The sequence below is a fragment of the Enterobacter cloacae complex sp. HYC042_NIDB genome (genome assembly GCF_056673315.1).
Map to the genome: position 1 here is coordinate 2,930,292 of NZ_CP109650.1, position 25,123 is coordinate 2,955,414.

Annotated in this window: 20 protein-coding genes; all 20 read right to left on the reverse strand. The window is 59.5% G+C overall.

Annotated elements, in window-relative coordinates:
- Window positions 1–17 precede the first annotated feature (17 nt).
- Complete coding sequence (locus OKF39_RS14095; protein WP_479983070.1) at window positions 18–1,976, reverse strand: type VI secretion system Vgr family protein; 1,959 nt, start codon at window positions 1,974–1,976, stop codon at window positions 18–20.
- A gap of 64 nt (window positions 1,977–2,040) precedes the next feature.
- Window positions 2,041–2,451 (reverse strand): hypothetical protein, encoded by a 411-nt coding sequence (locus OKF39_RS14100; protein WP_227008604.1) that lies wholly within the window; start codon window positions 2,449–2,451, stop codon window positions 2,041–2,043.
- Window positions 2,452–2,730: 279 nt separating this feature from the next.
- Complete coding sequence (locus OKF39_RS14105) at window positions 2,731–4,149, reverse strand: serine/threonine protein kinase (RefSeq protein ID WP_479983071.1); 1,419 nt, start codon at window positions 4,147–4,149, stop codon at window positions 2,731–2,733.
- Between the two features lie 24 nt (window positions 4,150–4,173).
- Window positions 4,174–6,789 (reverse strand): type VI secretion system ATPase TssH, encoded by a 2,616-nt coding sequence (gene tssH, locus OKF39_RS14110; RefSeq protein WP_479983072.1) that lies wholly within the window; start codon window positions 6,787–6,789, stop codon window positions 4,174–4,176.
- A 35-nt stretch (window positions 6,790–6,824) separates the two neighbouring features.
- Window positions 6,825–7,868, reverse strand: a complete 1,044-nt coding sequence (gene tssG / locus OKF39_RS14115; protein WP_069733000.1) for a type VI secretion system baseplate subunit TssG — start codon at window positions 7,866–7,868, stop codon at window positions 6,825–6,827.
- Window positions 7,865–9,736, reverse strand: a complete 1,872-nt coding sequence (gene tssF, locus OKF39_RS14120) for a type VI secretion system baseplate subunit TssF (RefSeq protein ID WP_045260272.1) — start codon at window positions 9,734–9,736, stop codon at window positions 7,865–7,867. The genes tssG and tssF overlap by 4 nt, the downstream gene beginning before the upstream one ends.
- Before the next feature lie 2 nt (window positions 9,737–9,738).
- A complete protein-coding gene (gene tssE, locus OKF39_RS14125; RefSeq protein WP_028013485.1) occupies window positions 9,739–10,302 on the reverse strand; it encodes a type VI secretion system baseplate subunit TssE in 564 nt (187 codons plus the stop codon).
- Window positions 10,295–11,107 (reverse strand): type VI secretion system accessory protein TagJ, encoded by an 813-nt coding sequence (locus OKF39_RS14130; RefSeq protein ID WP_047367782.1) that lies wholly within the window; start codon window positions 11,105–11,107, stop codon window positions 10,295–10,297. The genes tssE and OKF39_RS14130 overlap by 8 nt, the downstream gene beginning before the upstream one ends.
- 9 nt (window positions 11,108–11,116) lie before the next feature.
- Entirely contained in the window at window positions 11,117–12,115 is a 999-nt protein-coding gene (locus tag OKF39_RS14135) for a hypothetical protein (protein WP_479983073.1), read from the reverse strand.
- 16 nt (window positions 12,116–12,131) lie between these two features.
- On the reverse strand, window positions 12,132–12,929 hold the full coding sequence (locus OKF39_RS14140) for a PP2C family protein-serine/threonine phosphatase (protein WP_023336024.1): 798 nt from the start codon (window positions 12,927–12,929) through the stop codon (window positions 12,132–12,134).
- Window positions 12,926–14,686: a type VI secretion system-associated FHA domain protein TagH gene (gene tagH, locus OKF39_RS14145; protein ID WP_182034817.1), complete on the reverse strand. Its 1,761-nt coding sequence runs from the start codon at window positions 14,684–14,686 to the stop codon at window positions 12,926–12,928. Before tagH ends, OKF39_RS14140 begins: the two co-directional genes overlap by 4 nt.
- 86 nt (window positions 14,687–14,772) lie before the next feature.
- On the reverse strand, window positions 14,773–15,126 hold the full coding sequence (locus tag OKF39_RS14150) for a T6SS amidase immunity protein Tai4 family protein (protein ID WP_048960690.1): 354 nt from the start codon (window positions 15,124–15,126) through the stop codon (window positions 14,773–14,775).
- On the reverse strand, window positions 15,123–15,614 hold the full coding sequence (locus OKF39_RS14155) for a type VI secretion system amidase effector protein Tae4 (protein ID WP_023330611.1): 492 nt from the start codon (window positions 15,612–15,614) through the stop codon (window positions 15,123–15,125). Before OKF39_RS14155 ends, OKF39_RS14150 begins: the two co-directional genes overlap by 4 nt.
- Window positions 15,615–15,672: 58 nt before the next feature.
- On the reverse strand, window positions 15,673–16,155 hold the full coding sequence (locus OKF39_RS14160; protein ID WP_008502640.1) for an Hcp family type VI secretion system effector: 483 nt from the start codon (window positions 16,153–16,155) through the stop codon (window positions 15,673–15,675).
- Between the two features lie 225 nt (window positions 16,156–16,380).
- On the reverse strand, window positions 16,381–17,880 hold the full coding sequence (tssC, locus tag OKF39_RS14165; RefSeq protein WP_006810956.1) for a type VI secretion system contractile sheath large subunit: 1,500 nt from the start codon (window positions 17,878–17,880) through the stop codon (window positions 16,381–16,383).
- A 3-nt stretch (window positions 17,881–17,883) separates the two neighbouring features.
- Window positions 17,884–18,408, reverse strand: coding sequence for a type VI secretion system contractile sheath small subunit (gene tssB, locus OKF39_RS14170; protein WP_008502644.1), 525 nt, complete (start codon window positions 18,406–18,408; stop codon window positions 17,884–17,886).
- A 75-nt stretch (window positions 18,409–18,483) separates the two neighbouring features.
- A complete protein-coding gene (tssA, locus tag OKF39_RS14175; RefSeq protein WP_479983074.1) occupies window positions 18,484–19,500 on the reverse strand; it encodes a type VI secretion system protein TssA in 1,017 nt (338 codons plus the stop codon).
- Between the two features lie 11 nt (window positions 19,501–19,511).
- Window positions 19,512–20,228 (reverse strand): type VI secretion system-associated protein TagF, encoded by a 717-nt coding sequence (tagF, locus tag OKF39_RS14180; RefSeq protein WP_028013492.1) that lies wholly within the window; start codon window positions 20,226–20,228, stop codon window positions 19,512–19,514.
- Between the two features lie 16 nt (window positions 20,229–20,244).
- Window positions 20,245–23,865, reverse strand: a complete 3,621-nt coding sequence (gene tssM, locus OKF39_RS14185; protein WP_047367788.1) for a type VI secretion system membrane subunit TssM — start codon at window positions 23,863–23,865, stop codon at window positions 20,245–20,247.
- A gap of 2 nt (window positions 23,866–23,867) precedes the next feature.
- Window positions 23,868–25,106, reverse strand: coding sequence for a DotU family type VI secretion system protein (locus OKF39_RS14190; protein WP_028013493.1), 1,239 nt, complete (start codon window positions 25,104–25,106; stop codon window positions 23,868–23,870).
- Between the last annotated feature and the right edge of the window lie 17 nt (window positions 25,107–25,123).

The window sequence follows — 25,123 nt, forward strand, 5'->3', positions numbered from 1 at the left end:
CGTTCTCTGTACGCAGATTAACTGTTAACTTTTACAATCGCGCCCTTAATATCGGTAAGGTTAGTTCCCGTTATACTCACCGTATCATTTGCTTTGAGCTCGGTATTGATCCCATCACCTAGTCTTGTAAGCTCATCACCTTTGAAGATGGCTTGTTCCACAGCCTCTGCTTTGAGGTTGCCTTGGCCTACGTGAATCTCAATGGTATCCGGGGCGATCAGAATATAATTGTCTTTAACTTTGAGTTTAATCGTGGTCACAGATTCCAGCAGCGCGTTACCTTCTTTATCCATGGTCAAGACGGTTTGATCTTTCCCAACGTTTATAACGTGCTTGTTACCAATATTATGCGTTTCATTATTACCTACATCTGATTTCAGGTTCCGCTTAATCGTAATATTCTCATCCTGTCCGATGGTTTTTCTACGATCGACACCGACATCATGAGTTTCAGAATTTTCAATATCCGTATCCATATTTTTTTCTGCATGGATCCAGATCTGCTCGTGCCCGGCTTTATCTTCAAAACGGAGAATATTGGCATTGTCTTTATGGCCATCTTTGCTGCGGCTATAAAAACCCATCTGCGTCGCCGCAGCCGGAAGCGCCCACGGCGGCATGCTCGCGTCGTTATACACGCGGCCGGTAATAATCGGACGGTCCGGGTCGCCGTTGATAAAGTCCACCACCACCTCGTCGCCGACGCGCGGGATCTGCACCCCGCCGTAGCCCTGGCCCGCCCACGCGCTCGACACGCGAACCCAGCAGGAGCTGGTGTCATCGCCCTTCGCCAGCCGGTCCCAGTGGAACTTCACCTTCACCCGGCCATATTTATCCGTCCAGATACTCTCCCCCTTCGGCCCCACCACCTTCGCCGTCTGCGGGCCGTAGGTGCGCGGCCACGCCGTGCTCTGCGCCGGGCGGTAAACCACCGCCGACGGAATGACCGTGAAATCGGTACGGTGTATGGTCTCCCCCTCGCCGCTGGCGTAGCGGTTCTCCTCGAAGTGGTAGCCCGCCGCCGTCACCAGATACTCGCCGTTGTCGCTGAAGAACGGCGCGTTGGTTAACGTGAAGGTGTGTCCGGGCGCAATCCCCGCCGCCGTGGCGGTGGCCTGAATCTGCTGATGCTCCACCTGCCAGCGCTCCTGACGGATACGGGCATAGAACTCCCCGTGACCTTTGTCCACAAAGCGACCCGGCCAGTCGTACACGTCAATGCTGCCCGGCTTCGGCGACGCCGGGTTCTGCTGGGCCTGGAAAAGCCACGCGTTCGGCTTGCGGAAGTCATAGTCGTCGAGGCTGTAAATCCCCGGCGTCACGCTGTCCTCCAGCGCCCACTGGCTGATGCCCTCTTCGTCCGTGCTGCCGCCGGACGGCGTCTGGTGGTAAGGAATGACCTCATAGCCGCTGAACGGCTGATGCTGCGTGGCGGCGTCGGTCAGCACCAGGGTGTGCTTGTCCGCCTCATGGCGGAAGTGATACGCAATTCCCTCCAGCTCCATCAGGCGGCTGATGAAGTCCAGGCTCGACTCCTGATACTGCACGCAGTAGTCCCAGACCCGGTAGCTGCCGGTGAGTTTATCCTCAACGTTGACCTGATGCTCACCCAGCAGGGTTTTCACAATCTGCGGCACAGTCTGGCCCTGGAAAATACGCAGGTTACGGTCGCGCTTCATCGGCCACAGGTCCGGCTCCACCGTCAGCTGGTACACCGCATAGCGCGTGCCCGTCAGCTCAACGGCGCTCACCGCCACGCGGGTAATCTTGCCGTTAATATAGCGGGACGTCAGCAGGCTCTGCGTCGGGATGGTCACCGTGACCGGCTGGCCCAGCAGCTTACTGCGGTCAATGCGCGCGTCCGTGCCGAGTACGGTCAGCGTCAGCGCGAACGACTCGGACATCGCCTCGCGGCCCGTCAGTTTCCAGAACAGAAGCCCCTCCACCGGGAGCTGAACGGTAATTCGGTTGAGCATAATCTTTATTCCATTTAGCTTATGCGATGCAAAAAAGCGGGTCGCATCTCTGATAAAGCATCATTCAAGAAAGGGGCTTTTCCCGCTCGTTCATCCAAAAAACAAGAGAGTAGATTTTCAGTGACTCTGATGTGATAAATAACCCTACATTCAACCAGACGTTTGAAATTCCAAACACGCTTACTAAAAGAGGGAAAAATGAGACTGAACATCTGAATGAAATCAAACGAAATAATTCCTGAGCAAGAGCAAATTTGACTGCACCGTTCTTTCGTTTGAAGAATAACCAGGCCGAAGCAAACAAAGAGAGTAGTAAAAGTAAGTCAAGCACAAAAAAAAGCATGACCAAAATGCTGAAACCATCACCTGCAAAATAATTCAACGAAGCACTAAATGCTTTTGCGTCAGAAAGAAATGGGATTCTGTTGTGGCGTACTGAATTCGCGCAATAAAGTAAAATTGCGAGAAGATCCATACTTCCCCAGAAATACCCTGATTTACTCTTTAAATGAGCGACATTTTGTTTATACACGTAATTAACACTGACAAAAATGGAATTCCGCATCTTCGCTTCAGCTAACTCTCCGGGGTCGGAGACAAAAGGGCCTGTCGTTTTTCACTGACGGTGGTCAATTAAGACCACCGCTACTAAGCCAACTGAGCTTTCAATCCTAAAGCGATTTTGTACATAAAGAGGAGAGACGCTCTTCGAACACCTTTGGAATAAGTCTTTGGCCTTGAAGATCGTGCATTACTAAGGATTCACCAGCCAGGTGCCCGGCTTGCTGATATCCAGCGTCTGGCTGCGCGTTCTCCCGTTGCCCTGCAGTTCAATCTTCGCCTCTCCGGCTGGCAGCTTGAGCGAGGCATAGCCGTTGGTCGCCGGACGCAGCGCTTTTGGTTCGCCGTTCACTTTCAGCATTTCACCGTCCTGGATACGGATATAGACCAGCGCAATCGGGCTCGCGGCAGGTGGTGGCGTCTGTTGCGCCGTCGCTGGCTCGCTCACCGTCGCCGTTTCTGGCTTCACCTCTGGCGCGTTCGCGGCAGTTTCTGTCGGACGCGTCTCTGACGGAGCCTGGGCAGCCTGCTCAGGCGCATCATTCCCACCGCTGAACAGCATCGCCCCGGCGACAACGCCCACCAGCACGCCCGCGGCAACCATGCCCGGGATCTTATAGCGACGCCAGTCGAGCATCGAAGCTGGCTTCTCTTCCTCAACCGGAACCAGCATGGTGCCGGTCTTTTTGGCGGTGAGCACGTCGTTGATCCCGGCGACCGGCATCTCAATCAGCGCCGCGAATTCGTCGATAGACTGCGGACGGTCCTCCATGTGCAGCGCCAGCGCGCGGTCAATGGCCTGCAGCAGCGGGATGGAGTAGCCCTGCGGCATGATTTCCACCAGCGGCTTACAGGTATCCTGGATGGAGCGCACCACGCTGACCGGCGGCGGAGAACCCACAATCAGGGTACGCAGCACCGCGCCGAGGGCGTAAATATCCGTCCACGGCCCCTGCTCGCTCTCGTTGTCGTCGGTGTACTGCTCAATCGGCGCAAAGCCGGGGCGCAGCATGGTTTCCGTTTCGTCGGAAAGGTTGCCGATGGTGCGGCGCGCGGAGCCGAAATCGAGCAGCACCGGCAGGCCGTTATCCTGGATCTGAATATTATCCAGAGAGATATCACGGTGCAGATAGCCTTCGTCGTGGATGGTCTTGATCGCCCCGAACAGCATCGGCAGCGTGCGGCGGATCCAGGCCTCGTTGATCAGCTCCGGTTTTTCTTCGCGCAGGCGTGAAAGCGTGGTGCCGCTATAAAACAGCGTCCCCATGTAGGCCGTGTCGTTTTGCACCCAGAAACGCAGGACGTGCAGCAGGTTCGGGTGGTTAAACCGCGCCAGCAGACGCGCTTCCTGAATAAAGCTGTTCAGGCCCGCGGAAAATGCTTTGCCAAAGCGCTCGCTGCGCAGCACCAGGGTCATGTCGTCGCCGCGCACGGCGAGCGAGGAAGGCATAAATTCTTTGATAGCGATAGTGCGTTCGAGCTGGTGATCCCACGCGCGATAGACAATGCCAAAACCGCCGCCGCCGATCACCTCTTTGATTTCAAACTCGTTGAAGCGGTACCCGACCGGGAGCGCGTTTGGGACAGTCCGATTGTTATCATTATCCGTCATCTTTTACAGTTCTCTTGATGATTATTACGCGGCAAACTGACAGTGAAACTCGCCCTGCTCGCAGGTGACATGCAGGCGTCGGTACTGCTCGTCGCTGCGGCTGGCGGTAAGTAAGATCTGGCTCATCTGAGGCAGCAGGGTGTTAGTCAGAATAGCATCCACCATGCGGCCCCCGGACTCCACCTCGGTGCAGCGCTGAACAATCTGTTCCACCACGCTGTCGTCAAACTCAGAAATAATGCTGTGATTCTCTTCCAGACGACGCTGAATGCGCTTGAGCTGCAGGCGCACAATCTGCCCGAGCATCTCGTCGCTGAGCGGGTAGTACGGCACCACCAGCAGGCGGCCCAGCAGCGCCGGCGGGAATACTTCCAGCAGCGGCTGGCGCAGCGCGCCGCTTAACGCATCAGGCTCCGGCATCAGCTCCGGATCGGCGCACATGGCGCTTATCAGCTCGGTGCCCACGTTGGACGTCAGAATGATAATGGTGTTACGGAAATCAATGTGGCGCCCCTCGCCGTCCTCCATCCAGCCTTTGTCGAAGACCTGGAAGAAGATCTCATGGACGTCCGGGTGCGCTTTTTCAATTTCGTCCAGCAGCACCACGCTGTAAGGGCGACGGCGCACGGCCTCGGTTAACACGCCGCCTTCACCATACCCTACGTATCCCGGAGGCGCACCTTTTAAGGTGGAAACGGTGTGCGCTTCCTGGAACTCGCTCATGTTGATGGTGATGACGTTCTGCTCGCCGCCGTAAAGGGATTCCGCCAGCGCCAGCGCGGTTTCAGTTTTCCCGACGCCGGACGGGCCGCACAGCATAAAGACGCCCACCGGTTTGTTCGGATCGTCGAGCTTCGCCCGCGAGGTTTTCACGCGGCGGGCAATGAGATCCAGCCCGTGACGCTGGCCGATAACGCGCTGGTTCAGCGTATCGGCAAGGTTCAGCACCGCGTCGATCTCGTTTTTCACCATCCGGCCCAGCGGGATCCCGGTCCAGTCAGAGACGACTGCGGCGACCACGTTTTCATCTACCGCCGCAAACAGCAGCGGCTCGTCACCCTGCAAGGCGTTCAGCGCCTGCTGCTGCTCCGCCAGCTGGCTGCGCAGCTCGGCGGTCTCTTCCTCGCCCGCCGCAAACAGCGCGGCGCGCAGGCGGATGATCTCCTGCACCAGACCGCGCTCATCTTCCCAGCGCCGGGCCAGAGCTTCGCGTTTTGTTTCATACGCGTCGCGCTCTGTGATTAATGCCGTTACGCGCTCTGCGTCACCGGCGCCGACGCGCGCTTCGCGTTCAGCAATTTCAATTTCAACGTCCAGCGCGGCAAGATGGCGCAGGCAGTCTTCCAGCTGCGCCGGCGGCGCGCTCTGGCTGACGGCCACGCGGGCACAGGCGGTGTCGAGCAGCGCAACGGCTTTATCCGGCAGCTGGCGCGCCGGGATGTAGCGATGGGACAGCTTCACCGCCGCGCTGACCGCTTCGTCGAGCAGCAGGACCTGGTGGTGCGTCTCCAGCGGCGACACGGTGCTGCGCAGCATCAGAATCGCTTTCGCTTCGTCCGGCTCGTGAACCTGTACGGTCTGGAAACGACGGGTCAGCGCCGGGTCTTTCTCAATGTACTTTTTGTATTCCGCCCAGGTGGTGGCACCGATGGTGCGCAGCTGACCGCGCGCCAGGGCCGGCTTCAGCAGGTTCGCCGCATCGCCGGTTCCCTGCTGGCCGCCTGCACCAATCAGAGTGTGGATCTCATCGATAAACAGAATAATCGGCGTGGTGCTGGACTGGACTTCATTAATGAGCGCCTGCAGACGGGCTTCAAACTCGCCTTTCATGCCCGCGCCTGCCTGCAGCATGCCGATATCCAGCAGCCACAGCTGAATATTTTGCAGCGGCTCCGGCACGTCGCCGTCGGCGATACGCAGCGCCAGCCCTTCAACGACTGCGGTTTTGCCGACCCCGGCCTCCCCGGTCAGCAGCGGGTTGTTCTGGCGGCGACGCATCAGGATATCCACCATCTGGCGGATCTCCTCGTCGCGCCCGACAACCGGGTCAATCTTCCCGTCGCGGGCGCGGGCGGTCAGGTCCTGGCCGTACTGGGCCAGCGTTCCCTGGGCCGCCGGGACCGCACCCGCCGGTGCATCGACGGCGGCAGCAGCCTGCTGCGTCTCTTTGCTGTTGGCGCAAATAGCGTCGAACTGCTCGATCAGCACTTCGACGTTAAGACGGGTGAACTGCGACGAGATGCTTTTCAGCACGTTGGCCAGATTCCAGGTCTTGAGGATGCCAATCAGCAAATGGCCGCCGCGAATACGGCTGACGCCAAACTTCAGCGAGCCGAAGACCCAGGCGCGCTCCACGGCGCTGTCGATATGTTCGGAGAGATCGGAAACGGAACTTGCGCCGCGCGGCAGAGCGTCCAGCGCGGTGACGATATCGCGCGTTAGCTGCTGTTCGTCGAGGGCAAAGTGGCGGATGACCTGCTGCAGATCGCCATCCTGCTGCTGCATCAGCTGATGCAGCCAGTGCACCAGCTCAACGTAGGGGTTGCCGCGCAGCTTGCAGAAGGCAGTCGCGCTTTCCAGAGAGGTAAATAACAGCGTATCCAGTTTGCCGAAAAGCACGGCACGGCTAATTTCTGACATGTTCGGTTCCGTTGATAACAATGCGTTAGAAAAATTTATCGCTCTGCGCGATACACCAGATCGCCACGCGGGACAGGCTGCGGCTGATGCCCCAGCCAGGTGTTAAAGCCTAATCGCCCATCGCTGCCGAGCGTGGTGCCCTGCACCGCGTCTTCACGCAGGATCACCCGTGTTTCCCATTCAAACTCAATTCCCGCGTACTGGCGCACCCAGTCGCGCAGCTCGGTGACCCACGCTTCGCCCGGCAGAAAGCGGTTGTACTCCTCCGCGCTCAGCGGGCCAATCTCGATACGAAACTTATGCTGCACGTCGCGGACGGCGACGCCGAGAAAAGCGGATTCCCCCATGCGCGGCATGCGGCGTCCTGCTCCCAGCTGCGCCTGCTCGCGGGTGGAGAGCGGCATCCACTGCGGCACGTTGCTCACCAGCTTAACCGGCGCTTTAAAATAGCTGCGCAGGATCTTCTCCAGCCCTTCTGGATCCCGCCCGTGGCGGGTCAGGTGCCCGGCGTGGGCAAAGCGGGCATGGGCGCTCAGGCTGCCCTTGTTCATCTGACCCGGCTGTCCCATGCCGATCAGCGACGCCAGGTAGCCCTCAAAGCGCTTATTGTCGGCGCGATCGAGGGAAACGGCAGGCTGCGCATCCGCCCAGGCGCGGTAAAACAGCAGCGCCAGACGATGATGGAACAGATCGGCAAACGCGCTGAGGCTGGTGTCCTGGTGATGATGAATCCGTTCGCGGGCGTACTCGGTCATATGCACCGGCAGCGGGCCGTTCGGGCCAAACAGGCCAAAGCTGAGGATCGACACCTCATGCAGCCCGCTTTCTTCACGCTGTCGCACCTGGGCCAGCGTCGACGGCGCAAAGCTCATTGAGGGCTGCTGGCCAATGCGCAGCGGCTCAAATTTCGGCAGCGGCGCGCGTCCCAGCGGGTAGCGCTCGCCGCCCTGGGCATCAATGCGCCTTAACAGCTGAAACAGATCGTAGCGCCAGGGCGTCTCGCGGACCCCGTGCCAGAACGTATCCGGCAGCTTCGTCAGGCGATGCACGCGCAGCGGTGCGGTGGCAGCGTCACTCATACCAGCGCCCTTTTACCCATGCGCGGCGCCCAGTAGCCTATCTCGCCGCGCTGCTGACTCTTCAGGGTGAACTCGGTGAAGCTGTTGATGGAGACCAGACGGGCAAAAAGGCGCTCCATCACGCTGCCGAAAAGCCACGGGCTGGCGCCGGAAAAGGCTCGCTCGTCCACCGTCAGGGTGATGCCAATTCCGCGGGCGAAAACGACCGGGCCGGGTTCAGGCACGCGGCGGTGTACCGGCTCCAGCACGCAGTGGCGAACCCCCTCCACCTGACGTGCAACCGGCGTTTCGGCCAGGTTGGCATACAGACCTAACAGCTGGCGCAGCGCCGCTGCCCCCTCTTCATTTTCGCTGTCCATCAGGCTGAGGTAGTTCATCTGCAGCTGGCTGATGAGCCGCCAGGTGCTGAACCCTTCCGCCAGCGCCGGACGCGGCGGCGTCGGGCCTTTGCGCAGGGTTAACCCCTTCACCGGCATGGAGTCGGCCATAATGAACTGCCCGAGCTCCTGCTGGAGCATCAGCGGCAGGTCGCGGCTGGTACAGAGCACCTCGGCAGAGATGTAGCGCAGGTTTTCCTGCCACGGGGCATGCTGTTCATCCACCAGCGAGACAAAGACCTCCGAGCCGATATAGCCGGTACGGGTGCCGTAGCGCAGGGCGTGCTCGGAGAGCACACGCTGTTCCCGGCGCAGGGAAAAATAGGCCCCGTAGTTGCCCGCGTCGCCGCTCCAGGTGCTCCAGAACGGACGAAACGTCTGGTCGTCGCGCTGGCCGTCGGCGCTGCCAAAAATTTTATTTACCGCATAAATTTCGTAGTCCAGCGGGCGGATGTTATCGACCACCAGATGGTATTCATGCTGGCCTTCATTCAGCTTCTGCCGGGCCGCCACTTTCGGGAACAGGTTGATGACCGGCGTGCAGTGCAGCGCCAGATGGCTGGCGTCGACCACGCGCTCCAGCTGTTCATCCGACTTATCCAGCAGAATGAAGATATCGAAGGCTTTTTCGTTTTCGCAGCGCTGGATTAGCGTGCTCAGACCGCTCAGGCTGATAAAGCGGAAGCGGGCCGGAAACGCAAAATACTCCTGCAGCAGACGGTAGCCGTCAAAGTTGCGCAGATCGTCCGGGAGGAGCGCCTGGTCCGGCGCAAAGCCCTCCTGACGCAGCGCATCCGTTGCCAGCAGCTGTCGCTGCGGCTGCGGGCTGACCGTCTGGCAGACGATCCCGGCGTGGTGCTCCATCACCAGCTCCAGCAACTTCAGCGCCTCAATGTCCGGGCCGCTGAGGAAAAACTCCAGCCGGTCAAAATTCAGGTGCCCAAGGTTTTGCGGGCCGTCGCAGGCAATGCGGATCCGCAAGGCGCTGTTGATCCCCCGCTGGCTTAAGCCGAGCTGCGCCAGCGGCAGGTCAGCGGGCACGCCGCCGAGCTCCACTTTGTCGATTTTCAGCGGCAGCAGATTAACCTCGTGCGCGGTGGTATAGCTGCAGGTTACGCCGGTTTTTTTCAGCGCCAGGCTGTCCATCATGGTGCCGCGCGGCACAATAAAGCCGTTGCTCAGATCGCCGCGGCTGCTGTCGGGCTCAATTTCCGCAATCGCCATTGAAGGGGTGGGCGCGAGGTAGTTCGGCGCGATCATCTCCAGCAGACGCTGGGAGAAACGCGGAAACTCCGCGTCCATTTTCATCTGCACGCGGGAGGTCAGAAACGCGAAACCTTCCATCAGGCGTTCGGTGTACGGGTCCGCCACTTCGATGCCGCGCATGCCCAGCCGCCCGGCGACCTTCGGATAGCGTTCGGCAAACTCGGCCCCCATTTCGCGCAGGTAGGCCAGCTCACGGTTGTAATATTCGAGCAGTTTACTTTCCATGATTACCCCGCATCTTTCAGTTCAAAATGGCCGTTTTCCAGATCGACATCGGTGCGAAACAGAAACTCCAGCGGGTACGGCACACACCATAAGCGCCCTTTAATCTCGATGGAGAGCACGTTGTGCAGATCCAGCGAGGAGGTATCCGACACGCAGCGGACCTGCAGCCCCTGCGGCAAAATGCGCGGTTCAAAATTGATGATGGCCTCGGTGAGCTTGCGCTGAATATCGTGCCATTCGATATCCGACATTCTCTTCCCGGCGAGCGGCGCGACGCCAAAGTTAACCACCGAGCGGCTCACGTGCGGCAAGGCGCTCAAATCCCCGGAGGCATCGTGGTTGATGGTGTTAAACAGCCACTGCAGATCCCGCAGCACGTTACGACGCAGCGCTGCGTGGGTGATCAGGTTGCTGTTGGCCGGCTCGCGTTTTTTTTCCGGATCGTTATCGGTGAGGCGATCGAGCAGCGAGGGCTGCATTTTGTCACGCGCCCCCACCTTCTCCTGCCTGCTGCGGGCTTGCCAGCCGCTGCGCAGCAGATCGCCTTCGCCAGCGGGATTACTCATCGGCTCCATCCGTCGCAAACGACACGAGGCTTAACGACAGCAACGGGCTTTCGCTTTGCTCACTGAGCCAGGCTTTCTGGCCCATCCCTTCGTAGAGGGTGCCGTCCTCGTCGAGCGGCTGCCACTCGGTAGTGCGGCCCAGTTTGATCGCATCCGACGCATCGGCAGCAAACGGGTAACGCGCCGGGATCTGACATACCTGCTCCGTACCGTCGGTCAGGCGCACCAGCGCGTGACGCCAGACCAGATCGGTCACGCTGGCAGGCGCCTGGAAACGGATCTCGGCGATTGCGTTAAACGGCAGCCAGAAATAGCGGCCGTTCACGATGGTTTCGCACACCGGGCCGAGACGGGCATCGCCGTCCATCAGCCAGTCAAACGGCTGAGCCTCATCGTTTTCGAGGGTGATGTGGCCGGGAGTGGCCTGCGCCTGGTCAAGCGCTTCCAGGCGCAGCGACCGGGCACGCTCGCCCTCCTCGCGGAGCGCCGCGGCCAGGGTGGTCAGCCACGGCCACTGAGTTTCAGGCATAGCCGGACGCGCCTGCCCCGCCATCACCTGTGCACGCTGCAGCTCGCCCTGAATGGACTGCTCCAGCAGCGTGACGGTGGGTTTCGCCTGAGGCTTCAGCGCCAGCCAGCTTTTCAGCTGGGTCAGCGCGCGCGTCCCGTTGCCGCTGAGGATTAAAAACTGCACGAACGCGGCGCGGAGGTCTGCATCTGCCGGGCGGGCTTTGATCTCCGCTTCAAGACGCGCCAGCGCGTCGTTGAGCGTTTCACCCGCAAGGTGTTGATAGAGCGTATTCATAGCCATTCCTTAATTCGCCGCGCGCCAGGCGCCTACTGCCGGATCGCGCAGCTGAGGACGCAGGGTATCAATCAGAACGATATTCAGCGGGGTGCCTGGGGCAACCCAGGCGTTCCAGGTTTTCTTCACCGCCGCAATACGCGCCTGCAGTTTTGCATCGTCGCTGGCGGTCTCGCGGGAAATTTCTACCGCTACCGTGCCGTTGCTCTTCCAGCTGTTCAGGGTGCTGTCGTAAGGCAGGATCATCCAGCTCTGATCGCTGTCTGGCGTGCTGAATACCATGCGCTCTTTATTGACGGAGGTGATCAGCGCGTTTTCCGGATCGGCGCTCTGATTCAGCCCCATCACCGGGAAGCCGTGAATGTAGGTCACTGCCATCTCTCTCTGCCCGCCGTTGCGGGACTGAGAGATAACGGTGTGACCGCTCAGCCAGCTGCCGTTACCGCAGCGGGTGGTGTCAGAATCCGGAATAAAGAGCGCCGGAGCGGACGCGCCGCCCTCCCAGAAGGTGCGCAGGTGGCAGCCATCCTGCAGGGTAAACTCCTGCCACGGCGTGCGGTCCGCGGCAACGGTGCGGGAAGCCACGTTCTGATCGGGTGGCAGTAACGCGCCGCTGGCTGGGGTTGCGGTGACAGTCTCGGCAGGCGCGGCCTGCTGCTGTTTCACCACCAGCGCCCAGTCCTGCGCTTTAGCTGCCGTGCCCTGCGCCAGCGTCGTTCCCTCGGGATCGTTGAGCGTCCAGCTGAGTTTATTCACTTTGCTGCACTGGTGTTCCAGCAGCGAGCCAAGACGCGGCACAAAGTTTTCCAGCACGGAGACGTCTTTCTTGCCGTTCGCCACAATGCGCAGCGCCACTTCTGGCTTACACCAGCTCTGCGGGGTGTTGTCTTTGATGTTGTCGATCCAGATATCCAGCTTCTGCGCAGGAGACTGCACGATGCGGAAATTTTCAGCCTGCGCGGTGGAGGTCGCCGCCAGAAGTGCCAAACCCGATAGCCAAAGTTTCATATCGTTCCTTGTGTGTCTAATCAGTTCCGCAGGGAAGAAATTGTGCTGCATCAGAGAGGGTGTGCAGCAAAGTGGTGTCCTGAGGGTTGCCCATCCATACCGCCAGGGCGGTATAGTTATCCTGCGCATTCCCCTCCTGCTCGCCATTCTTTTGAATGATTTGGTTCATTAAGGTCAGCCACTCCTGCGGCGTATTGACCATGTGCAGCGACTGCTTCATTTGCTCTTCGCTGACGCCGTGCCAGAACCCGTCGGTGCAGAGTAAAAAGGCATCGCCGTCTTCAACCTGCACCACGTCGCTGTAGCTCGCTTCCGGTCCGCCGTTTTCAATTCCCAGCGCCAGATAAAGCAGGTTGCTGTTGAGATCGTCCGTCTGATGCCCGGCATCTTTCATCTGCTGCACCAGACTGTGGTCCGTGGTGACGTGCCACAGCCACCCCCGGCGAAACAGGTACAGGCGGCTGTCGCCGGCATGCGCCCAGTACGCCAGCCCGTAGTCCCGGTCAATGAACAGGCTGACCAGCGTCGTGCCCATCCGGCGATAGTCCTGAACGGCCTGCTGTTCGCTCAGAATGGTGCGATTCGCCGTCTGCACGTAGTCGCGGATATGCTGCGCGTTGAGGTGCTTGTCGCCATCGAAGCGGGAGATAATGCTGTTACGGGCCAGTTCCGCGGCGACTTCACCACCGGGCAGACCCGCGATGCCGTCGCAGACGACAAAGCAGGCCGAGCGTTCCCCTATGGTTTCTCCCGTCTGATCCTGGTTGCTGGCGCGCGTCCCCTGGCGGGAGAGAGAAGCGGTTGCGATATTCATTTGTCTTCCGATCCGCTCTGTGAGTCTTTGTACTGATTCACCTCCATGTCATACGCATGAAGGAAGGCTTCGCCGAACAGGGTGTGGAAGTCATCCTCAATCTCGCCCGCCGTCTCGCCATAGCTACGAACAAAATAGTCCCACAGGGCGGCTTTGCGGCTGCCCGGCAGCGCCAGACGCGAGGTCATGCCGTTTTGCTTCGCCTGCTCCTCCAGCTGTTCCGGGTTAAAGGACTGCAGCATCGCGGCGATGATGGCACGGATACCGGAGATCATCCCCAGTTGGTGCGCCTGCAGGTCGATCAGCGCATCGCGCACCGATTTGGTCGGCGGCATAAAGCCCGGCATCGGGGTGCCGAACATCTGAATTAAGACGGTTTTCCCGGTCGGCAACAGCTTGAACGGGTTGTTGGCATCGTCCAGCACCATGGTCATATCGGCTTTTACGCCGCGTTTCAGGATGGAGCGCGACGAGAGCAGCGCCACGGTGCCCTGCGAGAACATGCCGAGAATCTGCCCCAACTGACGCATATTTTCCCGGTCAAACTGCGGAACAGGCTGCATTTCGCTCAGGCCCATACCTTCAAGCAGCGCCTGCAGCAGCTCGCCCTGCAGCACTTCACCCTTCTCGCCATTATTCGGGCTGGCGGTTGGGGATGCCGCGTTATTGACCGGGTCGATGCGCAGGCGCCCCTTCGGTGCCTGAGCGCTGCTGCGCGCAACGGCCTGCGGCGTAGGCATGGTGAAGCCTGCGTAATCCGGCCGCGCCGGTTCTTCTTCACGTGGCGTTTCCTGCGGCTCTGGGGCGAACAGCGGAGAATCGGCAAGCACGTCCTCTTCCTGCTCCGGTTCAGGCGTTGGTGCTGGCTTTTCGTCTGCAATATCATCCGGGTGGGTTAACGGTGCTCCGCCCATCAGCCCGAGCGGGTCATCATTGCGCGCGGCTGGCGCGCTGGCCTTTCCACCGAACAGCGCCAGCGGGTCAAGCTCGTCCGCCGCGTCTTCTTTAGGGGCGGGTTGCCCCTCAACCGGCGGCACCAGCGTGGAAGGCGTCACGTCGTCAAAAATGCTCTCTTTTTTGAACAGCGCTTCGTCGCTGAACAGCGTGTCCGGGTCGACGTTCTTGCGCTCAAGCGTTGGATCGCTGTCGTTGAACATCGCCAACGGATCTTCGGCATTACGCTCCGGCGCGGCGGGCTGGGAGAAGGGATCCTGTGAGGCCGCAGGCTGCGGCTTTGCGCGGTTGCTGGAGATGCTGTCGGAGATGGAGAACTCCTGCATCAGGCTGTCCCAGATTTCGGAAGGCACGGCGGTCGGTTCCGCCTTACCGCGTGGCGCGGGGTTAGCAGGCTTCGTTTGCGCTGCGGGCGCAGCGGGTGCTGCTGTCGGACGTGACTGCTGCTGCATGCTGGCCGCCATACGGCTCACCGGCTGTGTGTCGTGGATCAGTTCGGTCACTTCGATACGGTAGTCATCAATACCGAGAATGTCGCCATCCTGCAGTTCAACCTGACGCCCGCGCTCCAGCGGAATATCGTTTAATACCACGCGGGTGACGCTGCCACGGTTGGTGACACGGCATTCTCCCTGAGCGTCAACGTGGACAATGGCCTGCAGACGCGAGATGGTGCGGTCATTGTCCGGCAATACCAGATTGTTATCCGTACCGCGCCCAATGGTGCCGCCCGGGGCGTAAAAATCACAGCTGCTTTGCGGCGGCTGATGACCGGGTTTCGTAGAAATAATCGTGAATCGCATGGCGTATTCCTGCTGGTATGATTAGCGCTCAAACGCTGCCGCTCTCGGGACGAGAACGGCGGCGTTTGGGGCCGCTTCCATTGCTTCTATTTTGCGGTTTTGAGCGGACGAATCGCGTCGCTGTTGGCGATTAAGCTGCACTTTAAAACCTGATATTGACCCGGTTCAGTACCGCCTATCTTCTCTTTCAGAGAAGAAACAATGATCTGGTCAGCTTTTTCAAAATTTTCAGCAGGGAGATTGCTTGCTTCCAGCCAGGCGGCCGCGCTGGCCTCTGCATCATCTTTCAGACTTTTACTGTCCGCGATCTTACTGATGCAACGGTTTTGCACCCAATTTTCAAAGATTTGTTGCTGAGAAAAAGCGCTGACGGCAGGCAGATTTTGGGCATAAACAGCAGAGGCATTGATAGCCAATACCAGCAGTAATAAACGTTTCATTTCAGGCTCCAGAAGGTGGCGTTGGTCGGAATAAACGAACCATTACCCGGTGAGCCGAGGAAATGGCAATCATCAGAGCAAATATTTCCATTCCAGAGTGTGACATGACCGGTTGCGTCGCTCCAGCCGTGCCCGGTAAAAATGATGATGCCTTGCTTGCCTGCAAATTGCGCAGGCGTTGGGGAAGAGACCGACATATCTGCATTGCCCAGTACCGTGGGTAGAAATGCAATCATATCTTTAACGCGGAACATATAGCGCTTTTTGTCGTTCCCGGTCACTGTCGCATATTTACTGTTAGAAGGAATCGGAATGCCACAGTAATTTAAAACGTAACTCATACGAATTGGGCAGGCATTTTTAAAAATACCGGCGTCGATATTATGCTGAACTTTTCCACCCAATAATTTGCCAACCTGTTCTACGTTTACGTTCACTTCTCTGAATCTGTTCCAGGCGGCACCAAAAGCAGGACGCATATGAGACATCTCGTTTCTCCTTGATAAGAAGCTCAGGGTAAAGTGAGCCCTTTCGGGCCCACTATTATTATGCTTCTTTGTTTTCTTTGATATTCCAGCCAGCGCTGCTTTCAGCACCTTTACCACCCGACGTGGTCTGCTCCCAGTACTGCTGTTTCACTTTCGCAGCCTGGAATGCATAGGTCACACCCACGGTGTCGCCGTTGTCTGCACCGGTGTACTGAACGGAAGTCACCAGCACATCCTCCAGCGTAATGCGGGAGTATTCCACCTGCTGACCGCCCGCTTTACAGACGGACAGCTCAACCTTAGTCAGGTGTTTACCGCTGGCGCAGTGTTTCAGGATAGCGGTGGTGGATTTGTCGATCAGCGCGTTAACGTGCAGGTCGTTAAAGTTAACTTTACCGGCACCGCCGCCACCGCCAACGCTCATATTACCTGGCTGGGAAGCGCCCCAGGAGAAGGAGGTAATATCAGTCCAGCCGGTGTGGTTAGAATCTTTAGATTCGCCCGTAACACCCTCGACCTTCAGAAACATATCAATAGCCATAATATCTACTCTTCGTGGATGAACAATATTGCTTTCGAAAAAGCACTTATATGGCAAACAGGAAAGCATGGGGCTGAATAAAACCGTCCATATTTTACCTCTGCCTCATATCAAATGACCCGTGTCATTTGACAGTCTTACATTCCTCCGAAATAACGGAATGAATGTGAAGTCATTATTACCGTTCCAGCCGTCTTTCTTGCCGGCCCGTGCAAGATGTTGCTCTTACGCGTCTTTCGTCTTCAGCGACGGCAGTTTAGAAACCAGACGCAGAGAAACGGTCAGACCTTCCAGCTGGTAGTGTGGACGCAGGAAGAACTTCGCGGCGTAGTAGCCCGGGTTGTCTTCGATTTCCTGCACCTGCACTTCCGCAGCCGCCAGCGGTTTGCGGGACTTGGTCTCCTGGGACGAGTTAGCCGGGTCACCGTCGACGTAGTTCATCACCCAGTCGTTCAGCCAGCGCTCCATCTCTTCGCGCTCGCGGAAGGAGCCGATTTTGTCGCGCACGATGCACTTCAGGTAGTGGGCAAAGCGGCAGCAGGCGAACAGGTACGGCAGACGAGACGCCAGGCGCGCGTTGGCGGTGGCATCCGGATCGTGATACTCCGCCGGTTTTTGCAGAGACTGCGCGCCGATGAAGGCGGCAAAGTCGGAGTTTTTACGGTGTACCAGCGGCATAAAGCCGTTTTTTGCCAGCTCGGCTTCGCGACGATCGCTGATGGCGATCTCTGTTGGGCACTTCATGTCCACGCCGCCGTCATCGCTCGGGAAGGTGTGGCACGGCAGGTTTTCCACCGCCCCGCCGGACTCCACGCCGCGAATCGAGGTGCACCAGCCGTACTCTTTGAAGGAACGGTTGATGTTGGCGGCCATCGCATAGGCCGCGTTCGCCCACGAGTAGCTGTTGTGGTTCGCGCCGTCGGTCTGCTCTTCAAAATCGAAGCTGTCCACCGGGTTGGTGCGAATGCCGTACGGCAGACGCGACAGGAAGCGCGGCATCACCAGCCCCAGATAGCGGGCGTCTTCGGATTCACGCAGTGAACGCCAGGCGGCGTATTCGGTGTTCTGGAAGATCTTGGTCAGATCGCGCGGGTTGGCCAGCTCCTGCCAGGACTCCATCTGCATCACGCCCGGCGCGGTACCGGTAATGAACGGACAGTGCGCCGCAGAGCCGATGCGCGCCATTTCCCCCAGCAGCTCAACGTCCTGCGGGCTGTGGTCGAAGTAATAGTCGCCGACGATGCAGCCAAACGGCTCGCCGCCGAACTGACCGTACTCCTGCTCGTAGATTTTCTTGAAGATCGGGCTCTGGTCCCAGCCCACGCCCTTGTAGCGCTTCAGGGTGCGGCCCAGCTCCTGCTTGGAGATGCTCATAAAGCGGATCTTCAGCATCTCGTCAGTTTCGGTATTGTTGACCAGGTAGCTCAGGCCGCGCCAGGCGCTCTCCAGCTTCTGAAACTCTTCGTGGTGAATAATCTGGTTCACCTGCTGCGAGAGCTGCTCGTCGATACCGGCAATCAGGTTCTGAATGGTGCGGTAGGTGTCGTTCGAGAAGGTGACGGTATTTTCCAGCGCCTGCTGCGCCAGGGTCTTGACCGCACTCTCCACAGCGGAACGCGCCTGATCGGTTTTCGGGCGGAACTCTTTGTTCAGCAGCGCGCTGAACTCATCCTGGCTGAACGCCTGACCCGCCTGCTGATCGTGTTGTTGAGTCTGGTTGCTCATCGATTATTCCTCGCTACCTTTCGCACTTTCGTCATTTTTTGGCAACTGGCTCAGGGATTTGAGCAGCGTCGGATCCTGGAGAATTTTTGCGATCAGCTCTTCCGCACCGTTTTTGCCGTCCATGTAGGTCAGCAGGTTAGAGAGCTGCGTGCGCGCCTCCAGCAGCTTGTTCAGCGGCTCAACTTTGCGGGCCACCGCGTCCGGCAGGAAGTCGTCCATGCTGTCGAAGGTCAGATCGACGTTGAGCTTACCTTCGCCGGTCAGGGTGTTATCTACCTGGAACGCCACGCGCGGCTTCAGCGCCTTCATGCGTTCATCGAAGTTATCGATGTCGATTTCCAGGAATTTACGCTCGTCGACGGCTGGCAGGTTTTCCACCGGCTTGCCAACCAGATCGGCCATAACGCCCATCACAAACGGCAGCTGAATTTTGCGTTCTGCACCGTAGATCTCTACGTCGTATTCGATCTGCACGCGGGGAGCACGGTTGCGTGCGATGAATTTCTGTCCACTGTTACTCATTGCCATGATGTTCTCCATCAAAGATGCGCGGTGAAGGTGAAACGGCAGACTCCATGCCTGTCGTCATAATGCCAGGACGCGTCATTCGCGGCGTCCAAAGATGTTTTCCAGTTGGTTAACGCCGTCTGGCGCCAGGTCGCGAATAATGTCCATAAAGTTAAGTTCTGACAGCCGCTGCACCCGTTCAATCATCAGCGGCGCGGGGTGGCTCGGTTCGTACTGCGCGAAATACTGCTTCGCTTTTTCCAGCATTAGCTGCGCGTCGGCGCGGCTGGTAACCTGCACGCTGCGCCAGTCGGTGACCGGCTGAACGGGCTGCGCTGCCGCAGGCTGCGGCTCAGCGTGCTGTTCAGCCTGCGCTTCACGGTTCGGCAGCAGCTTGCTGATGTCGGTCACCTGACAGGCGCTGGCGACCAGCCCCACGGTTTTCAGCAGCTGTTCCATTTCCGGTACGCCGCTTTCACCGAGATGCCCGGTAAGCAGCTCGCGGATGGTCAGCAGCCGTTCGTTAATCACAATGACCGCTGCGGTTCCCGGCTGGTCGCCGCGGGCCAGTTCGTCAATCAGCCTCGGGCGACCGCCCGGATAGTCCGGACACTCGGTTTTACTGCCGTCCAGCAGCGCCTGGGCGTCACGCAGCGAAATTTCATCGCCGTTTGAACGCAGCAGCGAGGCGTTACGTACCGCGACGGTGAGCTCGGATTTATCGCTCAGCCCTGCCAGAGCGTTAATTCGATAGAACGGGTCGGTTTCGCCATACTCTTCCAGCAGCGGATAGAGCGGCTCCCAGTAGCGCGCGATAGCTTCCTGCACCAGCAACAGTCCGTCGGCGTAGCCCGCAAGACCGCGACGGCGGGTCCAGGCGTGGGTTAACGCCAGCATCACGCGAAGATCTTTGGTGCGGCTCAGCAGGCTGGTAGCGAATTTTTCTACCGTGTTCCAGTCCGCAGGCTCTGCCGGGATGATGGTGTCGCCAAACTGCTGTTCCGCTTTGCCCTGACTGGCCTGATTCATTGCCTGGAAGTCAGCGTCATATTCCAGATTGTCGCCACAGGGCTTGTCGGGACTTATTGGCGCGAGAAATTCTTCGATATTCATGAGATCCCTGCTTATTCAAACATAGGCGGATAGAGACCGTGACGCCCCGGGCGGGCGCCCCCTGCCGGGTCGAACAGCAGGGTAAAAAGCTGGCCGGTGAAGTTGCCGCTGTGAACGTGGGTGTACAGCGGGTAACCGTCGCAGCGGTTGGTCCACCAGTAGCTGGTCTGACGCAGCGGGTCAAAGCACTCTGCCGCCTGCGGCCAGCCCAGCGTGCTTTGGCCGTCCTCGTCGTAGCCAATGACGTCGAGGATGTCAGAGCGCTTCTGCGGCTCGACGGGCTGCGGCGCCGGAATGGACATCAGCATCTCATCCAGCTGCGAGGCGGAAAAGCTGTTACGCACCGCGTGCAGCCCCAGACGACCAATTTGCTGATACCAGCTCTCCGCCTGGCTGAGCAGGCTGGTCGACCACTCTGACGGGGCGAAGCTCAGCTGAATGCAGACCGGGTACTGTCGGCCAACGCTGTCGCGGCCGGGCAGCAGGCAGCCCATCTGGATCATCTGGCTGCCCAGCATCGGCGGGACGACGAAATTCCAGACCGGAGCTTTGGTGAACTGGCGCTCGCCGCTGCGCTGCTCTTCCTGCTGCCAGGCCAGCAGGCCAACCTGAAACCAGTGAGACCACTGGCGCTGTAAGGTGTCAGGAAAGCGACGCTGCAGGAAATCTCCGGCGCTGGGTAATTTGCCATACCAGCTGTAGCGGTTCATCGCAGGGGTATTCGTCATACGGCTGTCCTTGCGGTTATGGGCATGAAAAACGGGGAAGCTGGAACGGGTTGCGGATGCTGTTCGGCGCAAACTCCAGCGTGACCTGATGTCCGTCGACGTTGAAGGTGGCCTGACGGCTCAGGCTTCCCGCGCCCGGGCTGGTGCTCGCTTTGTCAAAAAAGCGGTTGAGCGCCCAGGAGCCGTTGGTCACAAGCGTCGCGGTGCTGCCGTTAGCCAGACCCAGCTGCATACGGACCTGGTTGGTGCCGCCCGGCCCCGGCCAGTTCATGATCTGCACCGCCTGCGGACCGTGGCTGTAACGCAGCAGCTGACCGTCGACATCCAGCGTCAGGTTCAGAATGGTGTTATCCATTCGCACGGTGCGAACCGTCACCTTGAAAGATGGCGTGGTTGCGCCGTTAGCAAAGAACGCGTCGCGAATCGACTGGGCCTGCTGGAACGGCCTCAGCAGCCCTTCGCTGCCCGGCAGGGTTTTACCGTCGATACCCGGCATAAAGCGCCAGTTTGCCTGCGTCGTATCCACTTTGCTGGTCAGGTTGTCGCGAAAGAAGGTATCCATCAGCCCGGTGCCCGGCGCGAACATGCGGGCGAGATCGTCCGGAGTGACCTCAGTGCTGGCGCTGCGCACCAGCGGGTAGCGACCGGCGATCGCCTGACGGCAGAAACCGCCGACTTCAACGTTGATCCGCTTACGCACGTTTTCCAGATCGCGGCGCTGGGTATCGCTGCTGGCCCCCACCGCCATGTTGCTGAACATGGTTTGCAATCCGCCCGGCAGTCGACCGGCGCTGGCCTGCAGACGGCTGATCGCCTCGCCGCCCGGCGCCGGCATGCCGCTGTTGGCCGCATCCTGCACGGCGGTCAGGTAACGATAAAGCTCATCCACCTGCTTAAGAAAATCATCAAAGACGATGGTCTTGCCACCCTTTTCCAGCGGCTGGGCCAGCTCAATCATCGGCGCGTAGTGGTCCGTCACCAGCTGCTCCGGCGCCTGAGTAATCGCGGCGGCCTGCGTCGGGGCATTGTCATTATTGCTGAACAGCGCTTCCAGCGTGCGGGTGGCGCGGTTGCTCTGCGCCTGCGCTTTATCGGCATCTTCCGGTGCCGGGGTATCCCGGGAGAGCGTCAGCACCTGGCTCAGGTTCTGCACCAGACGGCGCAGGGGCGAGTTTGCGCCAGAGAGCAGGCGCGCAGTGTTGATGCGCTGGGAGAGATCGGCGCTGTTGTTAAGCTGGATGTCGGCGAGAAAGCGATCCCAGTTCGCGATAAAGTCGCGCATGTAGAGCTGACGTACGGCGTTATCGATCTGCTGTTTATCTTCCTGCGCGGTCGCGGCGCCCAGCACCCAGGCGTCGTCTTCATGCAGGGCGGTCGTTACGCTGTCAATCTGGCTGTTAAAGCTTTTCCAGTAACCGTCCGGCGTATAAAGACCCGGCACCCCTTCGCTCACCGGCTTACCGCTTTTGCGTGAAAACACCAGCTCGCTCTGTGGCCCGCCCAGGTCGGAAAGGGAGACCGGTTTGAGGTTGTCGTCATGTTCCAGCAGGCGCTTCAGGCGACCGTAGACGCGGGTTGAAAGCGGCTGCTGGTTGATCAGCGCTCTTTCACGCGCCACCAGGGATTCGTCCTGCGCGTACGGCGAGGCCTGAATTTTCGGCTCCAGCAGCTGGGTGAGGTGCCATTCGAGCTGCTGCAGCTGCGCCTTCGTGACGTTTTGCGGCAGGTTGCGCTGCAGGTTGAGCATCACCCAGGAGTGCAGGAATTTTCCGTCGTAGTGCTTCGGCTGATAGAGCATCTGATAAGCTTTCAGCGCCTCATAGCTGTACTCCACGTCGCTGCCGTTGTCGTTGCGCAGCCAGGTGGTGATGTGCATAGCAACGGCGGGCAACAGCAGCTGATCCAGCGCCTTCTGGTACAGGGACTGCGAAGCATCGCTGACGTCATCCCCACGGTAAAGCCCCATGCGGCGGGAGACTGGCGGATCGTTGACATCAAACGCGTCGCTTTTCGGCAGGTCCACCAGGCCATTCAGCAATGGCAGCAGATCGAACAGGTCACGCTGCGGCTGGTTCTGCAACGCTTTGCTCTGCTGGTCCAGCAGCGGCACCTTCGCATCCACCTCTTCCAGATAGGCCTTGTTTTTAGCATAGCTGGTCAGCCACAGCCCGCCGAGGATCGCCAGCAGGGCCAGCAGCGCCGCGTAGCCGGACCAGATCACCGCCCGGTTGCGCAGTTCCCACCAGCGGTTTTCCCCGGCGATCCCGGCTTCCTGGAAAATAACGTTTTGCAGCAGGTTCTTGATGAAGAAACTCTGGCCCTTCGCGCCCGGGATTGGGGCTTCTTTACTGACCGAATCCCAGTTATCGCGCTCTGCCCCTTCCGGCAGGGAGAGCGCGCGGTTCAGTTCGCCCATTACGCGGTCAAACGGCATGCCTTCCTGCGTCCCGCTGGCGAAGTAGATCCCGCGCGGGGAGAACTCAGTTTCGAAGTTGGAGCGGGCGAAGACCGTGCTCAGGTAGTCCGCCAGCAGCGGACGTAGCGCAGCGAACTCCTGCGGGAAGAGATACGCTTCGGCGCGGGTTTTCGCGTCATGCTCCTTGAGCATGGTTTCCGGCAGCCCGGCATCGAGGCGCTGCTGCAGCAGCGAAAATTCCTGCTGGAAGTTGCCCATCAGGTCGTAATCGGCGTGTTTGGTCTGCTCCCACGGCAGCGTGAAGCCCCAGATCTGGTCGCGCTGTGCTTTATCGTAGTCGGCAAACCAGGCGCGGAAGCCTTTGAGAAGGTCGGCCTTGGTCACCATCACGTACACCGGGAAGCGGATACCCAGCTGTTCATGCAGCTCAGACAGGCGCTGGCGCAGGTTCACCGCCTGCTGGCGGGACGCCTCGGCAGACTGGGTCAGCAGGTCCGAAATGCTGATCGTGACGATGACGCCGTTGATCGGCTGGCGGCGACGGTACTTGCGCAGTAGCCCCATGAACTGCAGCCACTCACCGGCATCCTGCGCCTGCTCGCTCTCCTGGGTGGTATAGCGACCCGCGGTGTCCAGCAGCACGGCCTCGTTGGTGAACCACCAGTCGCAGTTGCGCGTGCCGCCAATACCGCGCAGCGCGGTCTTACCAAAACGGTCGGCCAGCGGGAACTGCAGCCCGGAGTTCACCAGCGCCGTAGTTTTACCGGAGCCCGGCGCGCCGATAATGACGTACCACGGCAGCTGATAGAGATATTGTGTGCTGAAGCGCTGGGTCCACTGAGCGCCCTGGCCCGCTTTGCTGAAGTGCGCTTTTTTAAGCATCTGCGCGGCTTCATCAAAACGGCTGGCGAGGATCTGCTCCTCACTGTTCAGGCGCTGCTGCGGATCCGCCGCCTCCGGGCTGGTGGTGTTCTCGTTGAGCTTGTCCATCAGCTTGCGGTTCAGCCAGGCGTTATAAAGGCGCGGCAGAATATGGCCCTGCGCCCACAGCAGGTAGACCACGGCGATACTGATGATGCGGTTCTGTTCGGATTCGAGCGGTCGGGTGTCCACGATGGACAACAGCGGGCCAATCATCCAGATCACCGCCGCCAGCGCCGTTACGCCGAGGAAGCTCCACAGAATGCGGTTGGTCAGAATGGAAAGAAGTGTAGTCAGCATCCTTAGTTTCCTTGCGGCAATCCGTTCAGCTCGGCCTGGGTGTTTTCAGGCGACACCAGCAGAGTAATTTCCACACGGCGGTTACGGGCGCGGTTTTCCGGCGTCGTGTTCGGCGCCACCGGGTTAATCTCGCCCCGCCCTTCCGCCTTCACGCGGCCAGGCTGAGAGAGGCTTCCCTGCAGCATTTTCTGTACGGAGCGCGCGCGTTCCAGTGAGAGCTCGTAGTTAGAGGCAAAGCGCGCACTGCGGATCGGCACGTTATCGCTGTAGCCCACCACCAGAATTTTGCCGCTGACGTTGTTCATCGCCTGCGCAATGCGGTTGATGACCGGTTCATAGCGGTCGCGCACGACGGTCGAGGCGGAGGCAAACAGCCCGTCGCCCTTCAGGATCACGACGCTGCGATCTGCCTGGTCTTTTACCGCCACCAGGCCCGCCTCAATTTCAGGCTTCAGGAAGCCGCGCAGGTTAAGCACCGCGGGCAGCTGACGCGCCGGCTGCTGGATGGTGGTTTCCGGCAGCTGGGACTGATAAATCTTCGCCAGCACCGGGTTGGTGTTGTCGCCAAGGCGCCAGTTAAGCACGATGTAAAACAGGCAGGCGATAAACCCGGCCAGCGCCACGCAGGCCCACAGGGGAACCATCGGCCGCCAGAGCTTGCGCAGCACCGGACGATCTTCCGGATGGGGAGAAAGCGGCGGCGGATAGCTGCCGCGCACGCCGCGGATCATTTGCCACAGCCGCTGCTTGATGGTTTCAAGCTGGGTGCGGCCATTGTCCAGCACCCGATAGCGCCCCTCGAAGCCGAGCAGCAGGCAGTAGTTGATCATCTCCAGCAGCAGGATATGCTCGCGCGGGTTCTGCGACAGGCGCGCCAGCAGCTGGAAGAACTTTTCGCCGCCCCAGGTTTCGTTATGGAACGTCACCAGCAGGCCATTGCTGGACCAGACGCCGCTGCTGCCCCAGGGAGTCAGCGCGGCGGCCTCGTCGAGCGCCGTGCACAGGCAGTAGCGCGCCCCGACGATCACTTCGTAGGGCAGCCCCGCCTGCTGACAGCGGACTTCAAAACGGCGAATCTCATCGATCAGGCGCTGGCGTAACGCCACCTGATCGTCATGTGATACCGAATGACGGATCTGCGGAATCGCGTTGAGCAGCGGATTGGCGGCCGCCACCAGCTGATTGTTGCTACTGGCTCCGGTAAACGCGGCATCACTGCCGCTATCCTGTCGTTCCTGCATATTAAGCGCTCGCTTTA

Bases quoted from the DNA above. Each gene is read 5' to 3' on its own strand.
- OKF39_RS14150 (WP_048960690.1), bottom strand. From the start codon at position 15,126: ATGAAACGTTTATTACTGCTGGTATTGGCTATCAATGCCTCTGCTGTT.
- tssA (WP_479983074.1), bottom strand. From the start codon at position 19,500: ATGAATATCGAAGAATTTCTCGCGCCAATAAGTCCCGACAAGCCCTGT.
- OKF39_RS14100 (WP_227008604.1), bottom strand. From the start codon at position 2,451: ATGGATCTTCTCGCAATTTTACTTTATTGCGCGAATTCAGTACGCCAC.
- tagH (WP_182034817.1), bottom strand. From the start codon at position 14,686: ATGCGATTCACGATTATTTCTACGAAACCCGGTCATCAGCCGCCGCAA.
- OKF39_RS14155 (WP_023330611.1), bottom strand. From the start codon at position 15,614: ATGTCTCATATGCGTCCTGCTTTTGGTGCCGCCTGGAACAGATTCAGA.
- tssB (WP_008502644.1), bottom strand. From the start codon at position 18,408: ATGGCAATGAGTAACAGTGGACAGAAATTCATCGCACGCAACCGTGCT.
- tssE (WP_028013485.1), bottom strand. From the start codon at position 10,302: ATGAGTAATCCCGCTGGCGAAGGCGATCTGCTGCGCAGCGGCTGGCAA.
- OKF39_RS14105 (WP_479983071.1), bottom strand. From the start codon at position 4,149: ATGACGGATAATGATAACAATCGGACTGTCCCAAACGCGCTCCCGGTC.
- tssC (WP_006810956.1), bottom strand. From the start codon at position 17,880: ATGAGCAACCAGACTCAACAACACGATCAGCAGGCGGGTCAGGCGTTC.
- OKF39_RS14190 (WP_028013493.1), bottom strand. From the start codon at position 25,106: ATGCAGGAACGACAGGATAGCGGCAGTGATGCCGCGTTTACCGGAGCC.
- OKF39_RS14130 (WP_047367782.1), bottom strand. From the start codon at position 11,107: ATGAATACGCTCTATCAACACCTTGCGGGTGAAACGCTCAACGACGCG.
- OKF39_RS14095 (WP_479983070.1), bottom strand. From the start codon at position 1,976: ATGCTCAACCGAATTACCGTTCAGCTCCCGGTGGAGGGGCTTCTGTTC.
- tssF (WP_045260272.1), bottom strand. From the start codon at position 9,736: ATGGAAAGTAAACTGCTCGAATATTACAACCGTGAGCTGGCCTACCTG.
- tssG (WP_069733000.1), bottom strand. From the start codon at position 7,868: ATGAGTGACGCTGCCACCGCACCGCTGCGCGTGCATCGCCTGACGAAG.
- OKF39_RS14160 (WP_008502640.1), bottom strand. From the start codon at position 16,155: ATGGCTATTGATATGTTTCTGAAGGTCGAGGGTGTTACGGGCGAATCT.
- tssM (WP_047367788.1), bottom strand. From the start codon at position 23,865: ATGCTGACTACACTTCTTTCCATTCTGACCAACCGCATTCTGTGGAGC.
- tagF (WP_028013492.1), bottom strand. From the start codon at position 20,228: ATGACGAATACCCCTGCGATGAACCGCTACAGCTGGTATGGCAAATTA.
- OKF39_RS14135 (WP_479983073.1), bottom strand. From the start codon at position 12,115: ATGAAACTTTGGCTATCGGGTTTGGCACTTCTGGCGGCGACCTCCACC.
- tssH (WP_479983072.1), bottom strand. From the start codon at position 6,789: ATGTCAGAAATTAGCCGTGCCGTGCTTTTCGGCAAACTGGATACGCTG.
- OKF39_RS14140 (WP_023336024.1), bottom strand. From the start codon at position 12,929: ATGAATATCGCAACCGCTTCTCTCTCCCGCCAGGGGACGCGCGCCAGC.